The sequence below is a fragment of the Thermosporothrix hazakensis genome (assembly GCF_003253565.1).
GTDB classification, from domain to species: Bacteria; Chloroflexota; Ktedonobacteria; order Ktedonobacterales; family Ktedonobacteraceae; genus Thermosporothrix; species Thermosporothrix hazakensis.
The window spans coordinates 290,450-305,660 of sequence record NZ_QKUF01000002.1 but is presented as its reverse complement, the minus strand read 5'-3'; the positions used below and the strand labels follow the sequence as shown (position 1 = coordinate 305,660).

Below are 15,211 nucleotides of genomic sequence, written 5' to 3'. Positions count from 1 at the left end.
TCCCCGTTTTGATGATAATGCATCGGGAAACATGCTTGTTTCTCAGGGATGAGATAGCTTTCTGATGGGGCTGATGAAGCGGGAACAGCTCTCTTTCTGGCTTCATCTCTTGTGAACGAAAGCTGCCCTCCATACTCGCTATTACCTGTTTCGAGGGAGGATGCGGCCCAATCACCATAGAGATCGATGGTGAAGTGATCAGTGCAGCCCTCTCTTCTTCAGATGGGGAGACGCTAGAGCTTCCAGAGCCGGACGTTGCGGAACAGGGCGGTTGTGGGCTGATTGAGCGCATCGACAAAGGTCCCGATCTGTCCATGTTCGGCGGCGATGGAGCTCTGTTTCAGAAGTTGCCCGTTGACGTAGAGCTGTATCGTTGTATCGCGCACGATGATCCCGAGCGTGTTGGCCTCGTTGGGCTTTGTGTGGATTGCCGCGCTGCTTCCCTCGGCCAGGATTTGCGCCCCCTGACGCCTGTTCTCGGTGTAGCGTATCAGCCTGTAGCGCCCCGAGAGCTCGATTTGAAAGACGTAGAACAGGCTGGCCCCCTGCGCGTGAAACAGAATGCCCGCCGTGTCGCCTTCAACAATTGTAACCTCCGCCGAGTAGCCAAAGTTCTGGAAGTCGCTTGCGGTGGCAATGCAGGTTGTGAACAGGTTTTGCTGTTTCTGGCTGACCGCATAGGCATGATCTTGTATCATGCATGAGCCTGCCTGATCGCTGGTCTGCTCCCATTGGAAGGCCGGGCTGTTCTGCTCGAAGGGAAAGACGGTCGGCGCTCCCTGCACCTGTTGGAGAAATGGTGACGTGGTTGTCTGCTCTATTTTCTGTGGTGATTTGTGCTGAAGGCCGCTGAAATGCGCCTGTAGAAGCAGGCAGAGAAAGCCTACCGGGACGAGCATACAGAGCGCCAGGATCAGCAGGATGGGGTGACAACCGCGCTTGCGCTGTGGCTCGACTCGGGTTGGAGGCTGCTTTTCCGGTTGTTTCTGGGCCTGCTGTGACGGTGGTTTCTGCTGTGGCGGAGGCACAAACTTCTGTATGATCGTCTCGTCGGTATAGGTGCGCGGGCTTATCAGCGCCTTTTCCAGCGTTTGAGCAAACCGCAGCACCGAGCCAAAACGCTCCTCGGGATCTTTCGCGAGCGCCTTTCCCAGCACGGTATCAACTGCCTGTGAGAGACGTTTGTTCAATTCGCTGGCCGGTCTGGGTGAGCGATGTAAATGCTGGTACAGGACCTGCTCGTCACTCCCCTGAAAGGGTGGTTTCCCGGTCAGCATCTCATATGCCATGACTGCCAGGGCATATTGATCGCTGGCAAAGACGGGTTTCCCCTTGATCTGCTCGGGTGCCATATATGGTAGGCTGCCGACCCCCTCATGTTTCGTGCTGGTTGTTGTCGTCAGAATGCGCGCGATCCCGAAGTCAGCGAGGTGCAGATAGGGAAGACCGGTGGCGCTCTGAGTATCGAGCAGGAAGTTTGACGGCTTCACGTCGCAGTGCACGATCGCGTTTTGATGTACATAGGATAGCGCGTCGGCTGCCTGATTGATAAAGAAGATTACAGCCGGAGTTGAAAGCGGCAACGGTTGCTCCCTGCGGCGTAACCAGTCGTGCAACGAGCCTGCCTGATAGTAAGGCATCACGAAGTACGCGGCAAGGCCCGGCTCCTGATCCTCGATCGTCCCGGAGTCGTACAACGGCACAATCAGCGTATGGGTGAGGTGGGCGATGATATCGATCTCGCGCTTGAGATCCCGCCGAAGCTGTTCTGCGGAAAAGCTGTTTGAGGCGTCAAGCGCAATCACCTTGATCGCAACAAGGCGCTGATGTCTGATGTCGCGTGCCCGGTAGACGGTGCCCATGCCTCCTTTGCCAATCTCTTGAGTGATCCGGTAGCGTTGGTCCAGAAGCCTGTTCTCAAGCTGCATGCGTGTGTCCTCTTTTCATATGAGCACCGCACAGGGCGATGAACACCGTCCTTTTCCAGTGAAAACGGCATTTCAAAATCAAGCAACGAATATATTATTTTATCTCATATTCCGGCCACACAACAAGAGGAGCAACAAAAAGCAGAGCGTACGCCCGCAGACGCCGCTCTGTCCTTCAACCGAAAAGCCTAGCGAAGCACTTTCTTGCCCGATCGGTTCAGCAGGATCAGGGCCACGTTCACCAGGCCAATGATACTCGCGATAACCCAGACATTCTTGAAGGCCGATACCAGCGCATCCTTGAAGGTCTGCGTGATAGTCTGTTGTGCCGCGTCAATGGCGGCTTTTGCCTCGCTGCTGGTTTGCTTCTGCGCGAGTGCTTTTGTATCAAGCTGCCAGTTTGTAATCACGGTCTGGTCGCCGTGAGTTGTTTGCTCGTTGACGAGCTGTACAATCTCGGTGCGTGAGGGTTGGGGCAGGCGGGATTCGGCCTGAATGGCGGTGTTTACCTGCTGCTGTGCTTGCGCGATGTTGACGTGCGACTGGAGCGTAAAGAGGCTGATCAGGATCGTCACGCCCATCGTGGCCCCAACCTGCATAAACGTATTGTAGATGCCGCTTCCCATGCCGAGTTGTGTGGGTGGCACATCCATGAGCGACAGATTGGAGAAACTGGAGAAGGCCAGTCCCACGCCCGCACCGATCACCGCGGCATGCCAGACCGCCTCAAAGGCTGTGGGATTTGAGGGCAGGAGTAACAGGAGCAGCATGCCAATTGAGATCAGAGCCATGCCAAGCGCCGCCGTTCGCGCCGGACCGATCAGGCGCCCGAGCGTATTGGACAGGCTTGCCGCGATCAGTTCCGCCAATGGAAGCCCGATGGTGAAAAGGGCTGCATGCATCGGATCAAAGCCAAGCGCTTTTGTATAGAACAGCACCAGCAGCAGGAACGCGCCCTGTGCTGCCAGATTGGCAAGGAACATGTTGACGTTCGTTATGGCAAAGCTCCGAATCTTGAAGAGCGAGAAGCGAACAATCGGCTCGGCCTGGCGCTTCTCGATCAGTACGAAGGCGATCAGGCCAACCGCGAACGCGATCAGCAAGCCCAGAATCGGCAGAGAGGTCAGGCCCCACTCACTCCCCTGGATGATTGCCAGTACCAGACAGAAGAGCGATGCTGTCAGGACCACTACGCCCGGAATATCGACGCGCCTGCTTGCCTCCTGATCCCGGCTCTCAGGAACGAAGAGCAGCACCATGATGATACCAGCAACGCAGAAGGGCAGATTGACAAAGAAGATCCAGCGCCAGTTGAGCATCTCAACCAGAATACCCCCCAGAAGCGGGCCTGCTGCCGCCGCCGCGCCAATGGCGGCACCCCAGATGCCGATGGCACGTCCACGAATCTGGGGCGGGAAAATATGGGTAATAATCGCCAGACTGATCGGGTTAATGGCTGCCGCGCCGATGGATTGGAGCGCGCGGGCCGCGATCAAAAAACCAATATTCGGGGCCAGACCGCATAGGAGCGAGCCCAGGCTGAACATGATCATGCCAAAAAGGAACATACGTTTCCGCCCGAACAGGTCGGCCAGACGGCCCATCGTCACCAGCAGGACGGCAAATCCCAGGTTGTAGGCGTTCAGCACCCAACTGACGGTTGTCAGATCGGTTTGAAGCCTGGTCTGGATCTCGTTAAGCGCGACATTCACAATGGTGACGTCCATAAGCACCATAAAGAGGCCGAACATCATGGAGAGAAGCGCTAACCAGGGACGGACGTTCGGCGTTCTGGCTGCGATTGCGTGTTGTGGCTGAACATCTCGCACTCCGGCAGTATGATCTGTCGGTGGCATATGCTTTAGCTTATCCTTTCGTGAATAGATAGATATCGACGTATGGACGAAACAGACAGAATGAAGGCATAAGAAAAGAGAACATGATAGCGCATGTTCCTGGCAGGTATCCTAGAGGATCGTCCGGGGTGAGGACCGCAGGCGAGTTGCAGGATACAGGACGATGATTGATGCTCTCTGAGAGACGCGCCTTACTGTTGCTTCGTGCGAAGCCCGGTCATCCGATAGCACAAATACGTGGCGTTTCTTGTCCGAGTTATTGTATCATATTCGTCGCGAACTGATACATCATAACCCCTGTAGTGGTTATTAGTGTAGCATGCCCGGGAGAAGATTGCAAGGGGAGTTGCAGGGAGAAGAATAATGTATGCAGGCGGGCCAGGGCAGCTTGTTGAACTGCTGCCACTGGCCGACGATCAGGCAAAGTGGCAATGCGAGATGCCGCGTTTTGCCAGATACTGCTGATGATAGTCTTCTGCTTTGTAGAACGTTGATGCCGGAACAATCTCGGTTACGATCGGGCGGTGATATTTGCCCGATTGCTCCTGACGCTCTTTGGAAGCGAGCGCAGCCGCCTTTTGTTCTGGCGTGTGGTAGAAAATGACCGAGCGATACTGTGTCCCGATATCGGGCCCCTGACGATTGGGCGTCGTCGGATTATGATTGTCCCAGAACAGGGTGAGCAGCTCGTCATAGCTGATCTGCTCCGGATCGTATTCGATCTCGACCACCTCCGCATGGCCGGTTTTGTCGGTGCAAACATCCTCGTACGTCGGGTTTTCCAGATGCCCGCCCTCATAACCAACAGTGGTCGAGAGGACGCCCTTTTGTGTACGGAATACTTCTTCGACGCCCCAGAAACAGCCCGCGCCGAACGTTGCTTTTGCTTTTGCCACGGTGAAGACCTTCCTTTCTTTTTGGCTTCCTTCTCTAAGAGAAAACAACCGTGTCGGGGCGTTTGTTCCGTTCGATTGAGCTGTCTCCTATTCGTCCCAGACCTGAATGGTGAACTGGCGTGTTATCAGGCCGTCTCGAAGATCGAGAAAGGTGGCCGCGAGCATCGGCTGACCGCCGGGATACTGGCAGAGTTCGGTGAAGGCCAGCTTCTCCTTGCTGATGACCTCATCGACAATCGTACAGGCAAGGTGACGGGTCGTATTGTCGGTGTAAAAGTCGCAGATGGCCTCTTTCCCCTTCAGCTCCAACGGCGCGGAGGGCGGATGCAGCGTATCAACGATGGTCAGGCAGGCGTCGTCGGCGTAGAGCGTGGCAAGTACATCAACATTTTCCTGTTCGATTGCCTGTCGCAGTGTGGTAATATTGAGAGTTGTTTGTGTCATCACAAGTGCTCCTTACGCATATTCTACCTGAGGACAGCATAACATGGATCATTTTCAGTATATCCTTTCCTCAAATCAGGGGAATGCTGGAGCTGAAGAGCACTGTTATAGCAAGTACAGAGTAGATGCAAGCTCAATACAAATAAGGATAGAGAAATATGTTTGAGGATCAGCTTCAACTGGATGCCTATTTTGAACGAATCGAGTATCAGGGGCCAGCAACCCCCACAGAAGAGACGCTGTTTCAGCTTCACAACGGGCAGATCATGCATATTCCGTTTGAAAACTTCAGTGTACTGATGGGCGAGCCGATCGCGCTTGACCCGGCCAGCCTGTTTCAGAAGCTGGTTCAGAGCCAGCGGGGCGGCTATTGCTTCGAGCTGAACGGGCTGCTTGAGCAGGTATTGCGTCAGCTCGGCTTTCAGGTGACGACGCTGGCGGCGCGAGTGATGATTGGTGGCGTTGTGCAGCAGAAGTCACATAAATTGATGCTGATCGAGCTGAACGGGCGGCGCTGGCTCGTTGATGTCGGATTCGGCGGTAATTGTCCGGTTGCTCCCCTGCCTCTGGAGCCGGGTGTTGAGGTCGATCAGCGGCTCGAGGTGCTTCGGCTGGTCACCGATCCCGATTTTGGCTACATCCTGCAACATAAAGTCAGGGACGAATGGAGGCCGCTCTATGGCTTCACGCTTGAACCATACTATCCCGCCGATTACCGGATGATGAATTTTTACACCTCGCACTCGCCTGACTCGCCTTTTATACATAACCCTATTTGCGCAATCGCGGCTCCCGACGCCCGGGTGATACTCAATAATATGGAGTTGAAGATTCGCCATGTGAACGGCGAGAGCCATACAATGGAACTGGCGGATGAGACGATGTTCCGCGATGCGCTTCGTTCCTACTTCGGGATTCGCTTACCGGCTGGTGCGCAGTGGAGCAGGGGCAACCGCTAGAGGCTGCCCTTATCGCTCGTGCAGGCTAGCGAATAAACGCTCGCTCGGTCTCTGTCAGCGCATCGGCAAGCCAGCGGCGTTGTAGTGGCAGGAAGGGATCAGGCAGATGCTTGGAGTCGACGAAACGCGCTTCGATCGTCTCCTGTCGGTCGCTGCGGAGCGTGCCGCCTGTTACCGTGCACCGGAAGCAGGTCGTGATAAAGTGAATGACCTCCCCGGAAGGATATGAGAAGACCTGGGTGGTGGGGTCGGAGTAGACACCGCTGAGCCGCTCAACGCGGATCTGTAGCCCTGTCTCCTCCTGTATCTCGCGGGTGATCGCTTCCTCGACCGTTTCCCCCGCCTCAACATGACCCGTGGGCAGGCTCCACAGGCCGGTATCGCTTCGCTGAACCAGCAGCACCTGTCCCTCCGCATTGAGCACAACAGCGGCAACGCCCGGCTGTATGCTCTGCGGCCAGCGATAACCAAGCGGCTTGTGAGGCTGAATCGTGTACTCTTCATCGAAGAGCGCGGCCAGATCCGGAATAATGCCATCCGGTTCGCGCAGGTCGCGGGCTCCGGTAAACAGGCGTGTGCTGGGAGCCGCTTTTGAAATAAGCAGAGCACTGAGACCCGCCTGATGAGCGCCAAGAATGTCGCTCGCAGGCGTATCACCGATCATCACAATGCGGGAGGCATCAACGCCATCGAGGCTCTTCTGCGCCTCAAGAAACATGGTGGGCGATGGCTTGCCGATGACGGTCGGATACTGCCCGGTGGCGGTTTGCAAGGCGGAGACGATCGCGCCGGTGGTAGGAGCGGGCCCCAGAGGCGTCGGGAAGGTCGCGTCAACCATTGTGGCGATAAAGTGTGCCCCTCTTCGGATATGGAAGGATGCCTGTTTAAGTTCGTTATAGGTAAAGAATTCCTCGCAGCCCACAACAACAGCCTCGGGGTGCTCCTCATCGATGCTGATGCCCACTTCGTTGAACTCCTGAACAACGCTCGGGCTGCCAATCGAGTAGACGGTGCGAATGCCCTGTTCGCGTAAATAGAGGCAGGTTGCCCAGAAAGCGCTCAGTATTTCCTCTTTGTGTGCCTCAATGCCCAGGTTGCGCAGGCGTTCAACCAGTTGTTCCCGGGTTGCACAGGTGGCATTGGTCAGAAAGCGAATCTGCTTTCCAGCGGCCCGGAGTCGTTGCAGAGACGGAACTGTATGGGGAAGCGCCTGACGCCCAACATAGACGACACCATCAAGATCAAGAAAGAATGCGTCAAATCTGTCAGCCAGCAAAAGAAAAACCTCCTGATGTAGAAAAAGCCCCGTCGGAGCCTGGATATGGCCCTTACAGTATAGCGGTTTTTGCGCCTGGACGAAAGGTTGTTGCTGACGCTGGAAAGTCGTTTTTAACCCGTCATAAAAAGTTTTGCGCCGTGCGAAATAGCAAAAAAAAAGGGCTCCTCTGCTTAAAAAAGAGGAGCCCTTTGGATTACCTGATTCTGGGAGTGCCTTTCCCCTTTATGCCAGGAGGTGAAAGCTGTTTCCGCACTGGCGGCTGCTCTACGGAGGGAGACCGCCCTGCGAAGATGTCGGCGGCGTTGGAGATCATATAGTCAGCATTGCGAGCGGCCAGCGCCTGAATGGTCAGCCCGGGATTGGCTGAGCCCTGCGTGGGAAGCAGGCTCCCGTCACAGATAAACAGGTTCGGGATGTCATGTGTCAGGCCAAAGCTGTTTGTGACCGAGGTCCGGGGGTCGTTGCCCATACGCGCTCCCCCGACCAGATGCGCATAGCGAGCCTCCTCAACGACCTCCTGTGCTCCCGCAGCATCCAGAATCTCCGTTGTCTTCTGTACGCCTGCTTTCGCAATTTTGCGATCGTTGTCATGGAGCCCGAACGTGATTTTCGCGACGGGAAGGCCGTACTGATCTTTCTCCTCGGCCAGTTCAACGCGGTTATCTTCCCAGGGGAGAATCTCACCCAGGACGCCAAGCGGTGCCCAGTGGTTGTAGTCCATCATCACGCGGCGCAGGCCCCAACCCCAGGCTCCCTTTGCCATCAGCATTTGTTTGGCAAAGGCGATCGGCAACGGTGCGACTGTTTGAATGGCAAAGCCGCGTGCGAAGTCATTTTTGGGATTGGTTTCGTAGAACTCCTCGGTAAGCGAGTGGGCGGGTGGGCCCTTATACATGCGGATTGGGTCCTCAAAGCGCCCCAGAACGACATTGCCAATCTGCACCATCAGATAGCGACCGAGCGTGCCGCTGGAATTGGCGAGTCCGTGTTCGAAGCCCGGGCAGGCCGAGTTCAGCAACAGGCGCGGCGTCTCGATCGCGTACCCACAGACCACGACCACCTTTGCCCTGAGCTCACGTTCCCGCTTGTCCGGATCGAAGTAGGTGACGCCGGTAGTCCGCCCGTTCTTCATGTTAATGCGGGCCACCATGCAGTTTGCACGGATCTCGGCCCCATGATGAATGGCGTCTGGAACGTGACTGACCAGGGTACTCTGCTTCGCGCCGACTTTGCAGCCCTGAAGGCAGAAACCGCGATAGATGCAGTGCGGGCGATCATTGCGTGATCCTTCCAGAATTGCGACCGGGCCGCCACTGCTGACCGGGATGCCAAGTTTGCTACAGCCCCGGGAAAGGACGTCGGGCACGCCAGCGGGCGGATGTGGCCCAAACGGGTAGCCGTGCGGGTCACCCCAGGGATAATAGGCCGGACCGGCAACCGGAATTTCCAGCTCAAGCAGCTCGTAATAGGGCTTGAGCGCTTCATAGGAGATCGGCCAATCGATCCCGACGCCGTCTTCGGAATAGACGCGGAAGTCCGAGGGATGGAAACGCGGCGTGAAGCCCGCCCAGTGCACAGACCCGCCCCCGACGCCCTTGCCGCTATTATTCGCGCCGAGCGTGATTGGATCGCTGCCGCCCGTGATGCGCAGGTCGTTCCAGTAGAGCTGGTGTGAGCCCGCCTCATCGCTGACCCAATCGCGTTCGGTATCCCAGAACGGGCCTGCCTCAATGCCAACGACCTTGAAGCCAGCCCGTGCCAGCCGTTGAAGCAGCACCCCACCGCCAGAGCCGACGCCGACAATACAGAAATCGACCTCCTCATCAGGATCGAAGCGGCGCATAGGCGTCTCGATCTTCTGCATCGGGCCGAGGTGATGGACTTTGTCCTCTGGCTTTCTGAAGGCTCCGAAAAGCGGTTTTTTCATCGCGTGTCATTCCTCCCTTCGCTAATGGGTGCCGCCCTGTCCGGGAGGCTGTTGACCGTGTCCACCGGGGCCGCCCGGCTGCTTGTATATATCGGAGAGGGAGGTAGGGGGCCCCTGCCACTCATAGCGTTGTTCCTCGACCTCCCAGGGCTCAGGCGCACCGCCTGTCAGGCGCATATAGCCACGTGGATAGGCAGGTCCTCCGAAGCCGATTTCATCCCAGGCGTAGGGGTGCGCATAATAGACTCCGACCGCATCCTGAAGGATCAGGAGCCAGAAGTAATGCACCTGCATTTTCTGCCAGATCTCGTGTGCGGCGGGTGGCTCGGCGGAATGCAGGGTGAGCAATACCTGATCCTGCTCGTGGGGGCCAAGCTGCACAAATGGCTGTTGAAACAGATGCTGAGCGATCTCATCAATCGCCCGCAAACCGAGACGGTAGGCCTCGTCATCGGGTGGCATCGATTCGTAGCGGTAGCCATCGATGCGCTTGTGATAGAGGCGCTCGTCCACAAAGTTCACAATGGGAATGGTATGCTCTTCGTCCCGATCGTCCTGCGGGAGCAAGCGATCAAAGATAGCTTTCGCTAGCTCAGCCTCTTCAGGCGTAAAGAAGCGGATCGGCGGCACATGTTCGACGCGATCCAGGACGACCTTACGAGTTGCCTCATCCCAGAACGCCTGCTGATCGAGCGTGTGGAAGCCAGGATAGTAGCCGGGTTGCGCGCGCGGTGGAATGGGTTGCCCGGTGTGTGGATCGACAGGCAGACGGTCGGTTGAATGCTTCATGGTCGAGTCCTCCTCAAAAGACTTGCAAGCAGTCCCAGAAAGCCGGTCGAGGCGAAGAGTAACGGCGCGAAGATGGGCGGGCCATAGAGCAGGTTATAGAGAAACTTCTTGAAGCCTCCGGGGCGGCGGGAAATGCCGCGCAAATGGTAATAGAGCCCGAGCATACCGTTGATGGCGGCCAGCAGCGAGGTAATCGGCAGCAGCGTGCGAGCAATCGTGCGGCTCCAGATGGTGCCGATACCAGCGATCATGACCAGCGGCGAAAGCAGAATAGGCGTCCACTCGATCTTATAGGTGAAGTTGTTCTTATAGTGCGAGTACAGGGCCTCGGCTCCACTGAAGAAGGCTGAGAGGGCCGTGGCTCCGCCCATCAAGCCCTGAAAGCGTCCCTCGCGGATATCCTGTTCTGTTGAGAGGAGCTCTCTGACCGGGGCTTTGGGCATCAGGTCCATCCAGAGCGGGAACCGCCTCCTGACGCCTTTCACGTGTTCAAAGAGCTCTGGAGGAAGGGCGTTCTCACTGCGCAGAAAACTGGTAATCAGGCCCAGAAAACCGCTGGTTGCAATCAGCAGCGGCGCAAAGAGCGGTGGTCCCATCACAATATTGAAGATCGGGAGCCGCCACCCGCCGGGCTTGCGCTGGACACCGCGGATGTGCAGAAAGAAACCGACCACGCCATCCAGCGCCAGCAGCAGCGACATAACGGGCAACAGGATGCGAGCAATCCAGCGGTTGAAGATCGCGCCGATGCTGCTGAGAATATGACCGCAGCAAAGAATGACCGGTGTATACATGATCTTCTGGCTGTAGCTCCCGATATAGTGTTCGTAGGCGACTTCGAGCCCGCTCAACAGGCTGGCGCAGGCCGTAATCACAGCAAGACTGCGCTGGAAGCGTCCCTCACGGATATGCAGAATAATCGTGCGCTCCTCCTGTGCCAGCGGTGCAGGAAGCAGGCGCTGAAGCCACTTTGCGGGTAAAGGCCACGTCTGGACAACGTGCATGGGTGGTTTGGCTTTCATAGAGTTGTGTTCCCTTTCGCTCTCAAATCGCATAGCGTGCGACGTCGGCGCGTTTGAGCTCAAGCCCCATACCCGGACGTGAGCGGTCTGGATACAGTGCACCTTTGTGGGGCGTCAGCACGCCGTCAAACAGCAGATGTTCAATGCGTACATGATCGTGAAAGTATTCCATATGGCGGAAATTAGGGACGGCACAGCAGGCATGCACATGGAGTGCCGGGCCACAGTGTGAGGAGAGTGGCAGGCCGTGCGCTTCGCAGAGGGCTGCTACACGCAGGAATCCGGTAATTCCCGCGCAGCGTGTGGCATCGGCCTGAAGCACATCAACAGCCCCGGCGTCCAGCATGCGACGAAAGTACCAGAGATCATACCCGTATTCCCCGGCAGCAATATCCATGCCAGCGGGCGCCCGATCCCGAATGAGGCGCAGGCCTGCCAGATCATCCGAAGAAACGGGCTCCTCAAACCAGCTCACGCCCTGCTCGGTAAAGCGCTCAGCCTGAGCCAGCGCCTGCTTGCGGCTGTACGCGCCATTGGCATCGACAAAGAGTGCACAGTGTGGACCGATGGCCTCACGTGCCTCACGAACGCGCTCTATATCGTGGTCGGGCTCTCTACCGATCTTCATTTTTACGCGCGGGATGCCCTGTGCGGCCCAGTCTCCTAGCTGCCGCTGTAACTGCTCACGTGAATACGAGGTAAAGCCACCGCTGCCATACACGGGTGCGCACTCGCGTGAGGCACCAAGCAGCGTGACCAGGGCGACATCAAACAGGCGAGCCTTGAGATCCCAGAGGGCCGCATCAACGGCAGCGATCGCCATTGAGCTGATGCCAGGTCGTCCCAGATTGCGGATAGCCGCAACCATCGCTCGCCAGCAGCCGGGCACGTCCAGCGCGTTCTGACCGGTGACGATGCCCGCAAGCAAGCGCTGAATCAGGTGTGCCGTGGCCTCATCGGCATAGGTGTACCCGAGGCCACAGCGATGGCCCGCGTGCGCCTCTACAAGCACAATCGTTGTCTTATCCCAGGTATAGGATCCATCCGACTCAGGGAAGTCGGTCGGAATAGTACATGCTGTCACCTTGATGGCATCAATCGCTGCCTTTTCAAGTGATGTCATGTTTTGCTCCTTGCTTATGGTAATCTCATTATTTCTTGTCTATAATCTCCATAGAGTGGTCTGAGTGTGAGCTGTAATTGTCTGTGATGTCGGTTCAACATCTTATCCATCGTAGTACAGGCGCTAATCAGTGATAGATGCGTAAAGGCCTGCGGAAAGTTCCCGAGCGCCTCACCCGTCGGGTTGATCTCTTCGGCATACAGGCCGACGTGGTTGCTGTAGGAGAGTAGCTTTTCCAGCAGCAGGCGTGCCTCCTCCAGGTGCCCGGCAAGGGCCAGATTTTGCACAAACCAGAAGCTACAGGCGCTAAAGGTCCCCTCCTGTGAGCCCAGGCCATCATCTGCGGCATACTGTGGCAGATAGCGCCGGACCAGTGCTCCGCTGGCAAGCTCGTTTTTCAGGCGCCGAAGGGTAGAGAGCACGCGCGGCTCTTTCGTCCCGGTAAAATGAGTGAGCATCAGCAGCAGTGAGCTTGCATCAATCGCCTCGCTTCCGTAGTATTGCACGAAGCTCTGCTTCTCCTGACTCCAGCCACGTTGCATGATCTGCTGATAGATCCTGGAGCGCATTTTGATCCAGCGATTAATAGGGGCAGGCCAACCGCGCAAGCGGGCGATGCGGGTAGCGCGATCGAAGGCCACCCAACTCATCAGGCGTGAATGGACAAATTGTTTTGGGCCGCCACGTACCTCCCAGATGCCTTCATCAGGGTCCTCCCAGTGCTTTTCCAGCCATTCAAGCAGCAAGAGCAGATTACTCCAGAGATCGTATGAAATGGCGTCATAGCGATTGTAAATATACAATGCGTCCAGCATCTCGCCATAGATGTCAAGCTGTTTCTGGGTATAGGCTCCATTTCCGATACGCACAGGGCGGCTCTTGCGGTAGCCTTCCAGGTGGTCAAGGGTGATCTCGGTCAGCGTCTGTTGACCGTTAATGCCATACATGGGCTGAAGCGTGCCCCCCTCTTTGAGCTCATGACAGCGGTTATCAAGCCATTTCATAAACGCTTCGGCCTCCTGCGTAAAGCCAAGCGAAAGCAGGCTATCGAGCGTAAAAGAGGCGTCGCGTATCCAGGTATAGCGATAATCCCAGTTGCGTGCGCCGCCGACTGATTCGGGCAGGCTGGTAGTTGCAGCCGCCAGCAGAGCGCCTGTAGGAGCATAGGTGAGTAACTTCAATACCAGAGCCGAACGCTGTACCACATCGCGCCAGCGCCCCTGATAGAGGCATTGGGAAAGCCAGCTATGCCAGTACATGGCCGTGTTCCGAAAGGACTGATTATACTCCTGCTCATCCAGAGGGCGGGGCGAACTCCCGTCTCTATGATCGCTCGACAGGACGAAGCGAATGGTATCGCCATCGTGTAGCGTCAGCGTTGCCTTTACACCTCCGTGCCCATCTTCTTCCAGCGGGATCGGCGAGGCGAGGCCCATCGTTATCTGCTTGCTCTCAAAGATGGCTCCGGTATCGACCAGGTGGACCTTGTGTCTCATACGCGCATAATCGAACGTGGGCCGACAATGAATGGTAAAGGTCAGCGAGCCATGAATGATACTCAGAGCACGTACCAGGAAGTGTTGAAGCTCCGTCGATTCCGCTTCTTTGATTGGCATGAAGTCCGTCAGTTCTGCGACGCCCTCTGTGCTGAGAAAGCGCGTCAGCAGAATGTTTGTTTCGGGAAGATAGAGCTGCCTGCATTTGACCTGCTCGGTAGGCGAGATGCGAAAGAAGCCGCCCTTGTTTGCGTCAAGCAGGGAACAGAAAACGGCGGGTGAGTCAAAGCGAGGTAGACAGCACCAGTCAATGGATCCATCAATGCCAACCAGTGCCACAGTATGCAGATCTCCGATGAGTGCATGATCTTCGATTGGAAGATAGGTGGCGGGTTGTTCACTCATAAAACGATATCTCCTCAACTGAACACGACAGTGATCCTCTGTTCACACGTATAGAGCGGGGTGTGATGTTACATGCTCTGCCGTAATAGACGGTATTGCCTGTATTTTGTGTTTCGGGGTGAACACGCTTTATTTGTGGGCCGGAGAGAGCCGGGAAGGGCATGCGCCGCGCATGTTTCCGCCCCATTGTCACCTTTTTGAGCTTCGTTCGTGAGAAACAATAGCGGAGCGTGTCGTTTATTCAGAAGCGCGTATTTAGCGTAGGAGTAGAATACAAGTGGTGAGTTGAAATAGGGCAAAGTGGCCCTGTTCAATAGTTCTATCAGTCGAGTACTTTGCCGGCAAAGGGCAAAGTCTCGTTTCTCACGTAATAGTCGTAACCGCTCAATAAAAGGAGGAAAACATGCAGCGTACAACGACAACCCAGAAGACGCTTCAGCAATGTATTCAGGAGTGTCATGAGTGTCATGCAAGCTGTCTCCAGACCCTTCAATACTGTATTCAGCAAGGTGGGAAGCATGTCGAACTTGACCACATTCGGCTGATGCAGGATTGTAGCCAGATGTGTCAGATGTGTGAGGATTTCATGCTGCGGCAGTCGCCCTTGTATGCGGCACTGTGCACGCTTTGCGCTCAGATCTGTCTCCGCTGTGCCGAGTCCTGCGAGAAGGTAGATCCGAACGATGCTCAGATGAAAGCCTGTGCTGAGCACTGCCATCGCTGCGCACAGACCTGCCAGCAGATGTCTCAGGGAAGGGCATAGCTCCTTCTACTCCCGTTTGTTGTGGCGGCACCTGTTTTCCACTCTGGAAGCAGGTGCCGAATTTTTATTTCAGCTCATCTCTCTATATTGTCAGTATCTCTCCCGGGTAATCTATTATGCCATATCATAGAATTGATGAATCTATACTTTTCTGTTTCAATGCACAGTATAGTGAAAGAGGAAACCTCACTGACGTGGGCATCATTCGAACCGGTCGTCAGCCATTTTACACTGCGGATCGGGGAGGGAGAGACAAAGACTGGCTCTCCCTCTCTTTTTATGTTCACTGCGGATCGGGGAGGGAGAGACAAAGACTGGCTCTCC

General features: G+C 56.1%; 12 protein-coding genes. 2 read left to right on the top strand and 10 right to left on the bottom strand.

The window, feature by feature from the left end:
- Window positions 1-233 precede the first annotated feature (233 nt).
- From EI42_RS06585 to EI42_RS06570, 4 genes are all read right to left on the bottom strand, one after another.
- A complete protein-coding gene (locus EI42_RS06585) occupies window positions 234-1,928 on the bottom strand; it encodes a protein kinase domain-containing protein (RefSeq protein ID WP_111320090.1) in 1,695 nt (564 codons plus the stop codon).
- 188 nt (window positions 1,929-2,116) lie between these two features.
- Window positions 2,117-3,784, bottom strand: coding sequence for an MFS transporter (locus EI42_RS06580; protein ID WP_111320088.1), 1,668 nt, complete (start codon window positions 3,782-3,784; stop codon window positions 2,117-2,119).
- A 416-nt stretch (window positions 3,785-4,200) separates the two neighbouring features.
- Entirely contained in the window at window positions 4,201-4,680 is a 480-nt protein-coding gene (gene msrA, locus EI42_RS06575; protein ID WP_111320086.1) for a peptide-methionine (S)-S-oxide reductase MsrA, read from the bottom strand.
- Between the two features lie 87 nt (window positions 4,681-4,767).
- A complete protein-coding gene (locus EI42_RS06570) occupies window positions 4,768-5,124 on the bottom strand; it encodes a nuclear transport factor 2 family protein (RefSeq protein ID WP_111320084.1) in 357 nt (118 codons plus the stop codon).
- 158 nt (window positions 5,125-5,282) lie between these two features.
- Here EI42_RS06570 and EI42_RS06565 point away from each other — a divergent pair, with 158 nt between their 5' ends.
- A complete protein-coding gene (locus EI42_RS06565; RefSeq protein ID WP_111320082.1) occupies window positions 5,283-6,083 on the top strand; it encodes an arylamine N-acetyltransferase family protein in 801 nt (266 codons plus the stop codon).
- Window positions 6,084-6,108: 25 nt separating this feature from the next.
- Here EI42_RS06565 and EI42_RS06560 read toward each other — a convergent pair whose 3' ends face one another.
- The 6 genes from EI42_RS06560 to EI42_RS06535 all read right to left on the bottom strand — a co-directional run bounded on the left by EI42_RS06560 (window position 6,109) and on the right by EI42_RS06535 (window position 14,124).
- The gene (locus EI42_RS06560; RefSeq protein ID WP_111320080.1) at window positions 6,109-7,359 is read right to left on the bottom strand and encodes an HAD-IIA family hydrolase; all 1,251 of its coding nucleotides are present in this window, start codon (window positions 7,357-7,359) and stop codon (window positions 6,109-6,111) included.
- A 196-nt stretch (window positions 7,360-7,555) separates the two neighbouring features.
- Window positions 7,556-9,289 (bottom strand): GMC family oxidoreductase, encoded by a 1,734-nt coding sequence (locus EI42_RS06555; RefSeq protein ID WP_211326056.1) that lies wholly within the window; start codon window positions 9,287-9,289, stop codon window positions 7,556-7,558.
- 21 nt (window positions 9,290-9,310) lie between these two features.
- On the bottom strand, window positions 9,311-10,078 hold the full coding sequence (locus EI42_RS06550; protein ID WP_111320078.1) for a gluconate 2-dehydrogenase subunit 3 family protein: 768 nt from the start codon (window positions 10,076-10,078) through the stop codon (window positions 9,311-9,313).
- Window positions 10,075-11,100, bottom strand: a complete 1,026-nt coding sequence (locus EI42_RS06545; RefSeq protein ID WP_211326055.1) for a hypothetical protein — start codon at window positions 11,098-11,100, stop codon at window positions 10,075-10,077. Before EI42_RS06545 ends, EI42_RS06550 begins: the two co-directional genes overlap by 4 nt.
- Before the next feature lie 22 nt (window positions 11,101-11,122).
- Window positions 11,123-12,223 carry an enolase C-terminal domain-like protein gene (locus tag EI42_RS06540; protein ID WP_111320076.1) on the bottom strand — a complete coding sequence of 367 codons (1,101 nt, stop codon included), beginning with the start codon at window positions 12,221-12,223 and terminating at the stop codon, window positions 11,123-11,125.
- A 14-nt stretch (window positions 12,224-12,237) separates the two neighbouring features.
- Entirely contained in the window at window positions 12,238-14,124 is a 1,887-nt protein-coding gene (locus EI42_RS06535; RefSeq protein WP_111320074.1) for a glycoside hydrolase family 15 protein, read from the bottom strand.
- Window positions 14,125-14,527: 403 nt separating this feature from the next.
- On the opposite strand from EI42_RS06535, the gene EI42_RS06530 reads away from it, so the two are divergent.
- Complete coding sequence (locus EI42_RS06530) at window positions 14,528-14,887, top strand: four-helix bundle copper-binding protein (RefSeq protein WP_111320072.1); 360 nt, start codon at window positions 14,528-14,530, stop codon at window positions 14,885-14,887.
- The last annotated feature ends 324 nt before the right edge of the window (window positions 14,888-15,211 follow it).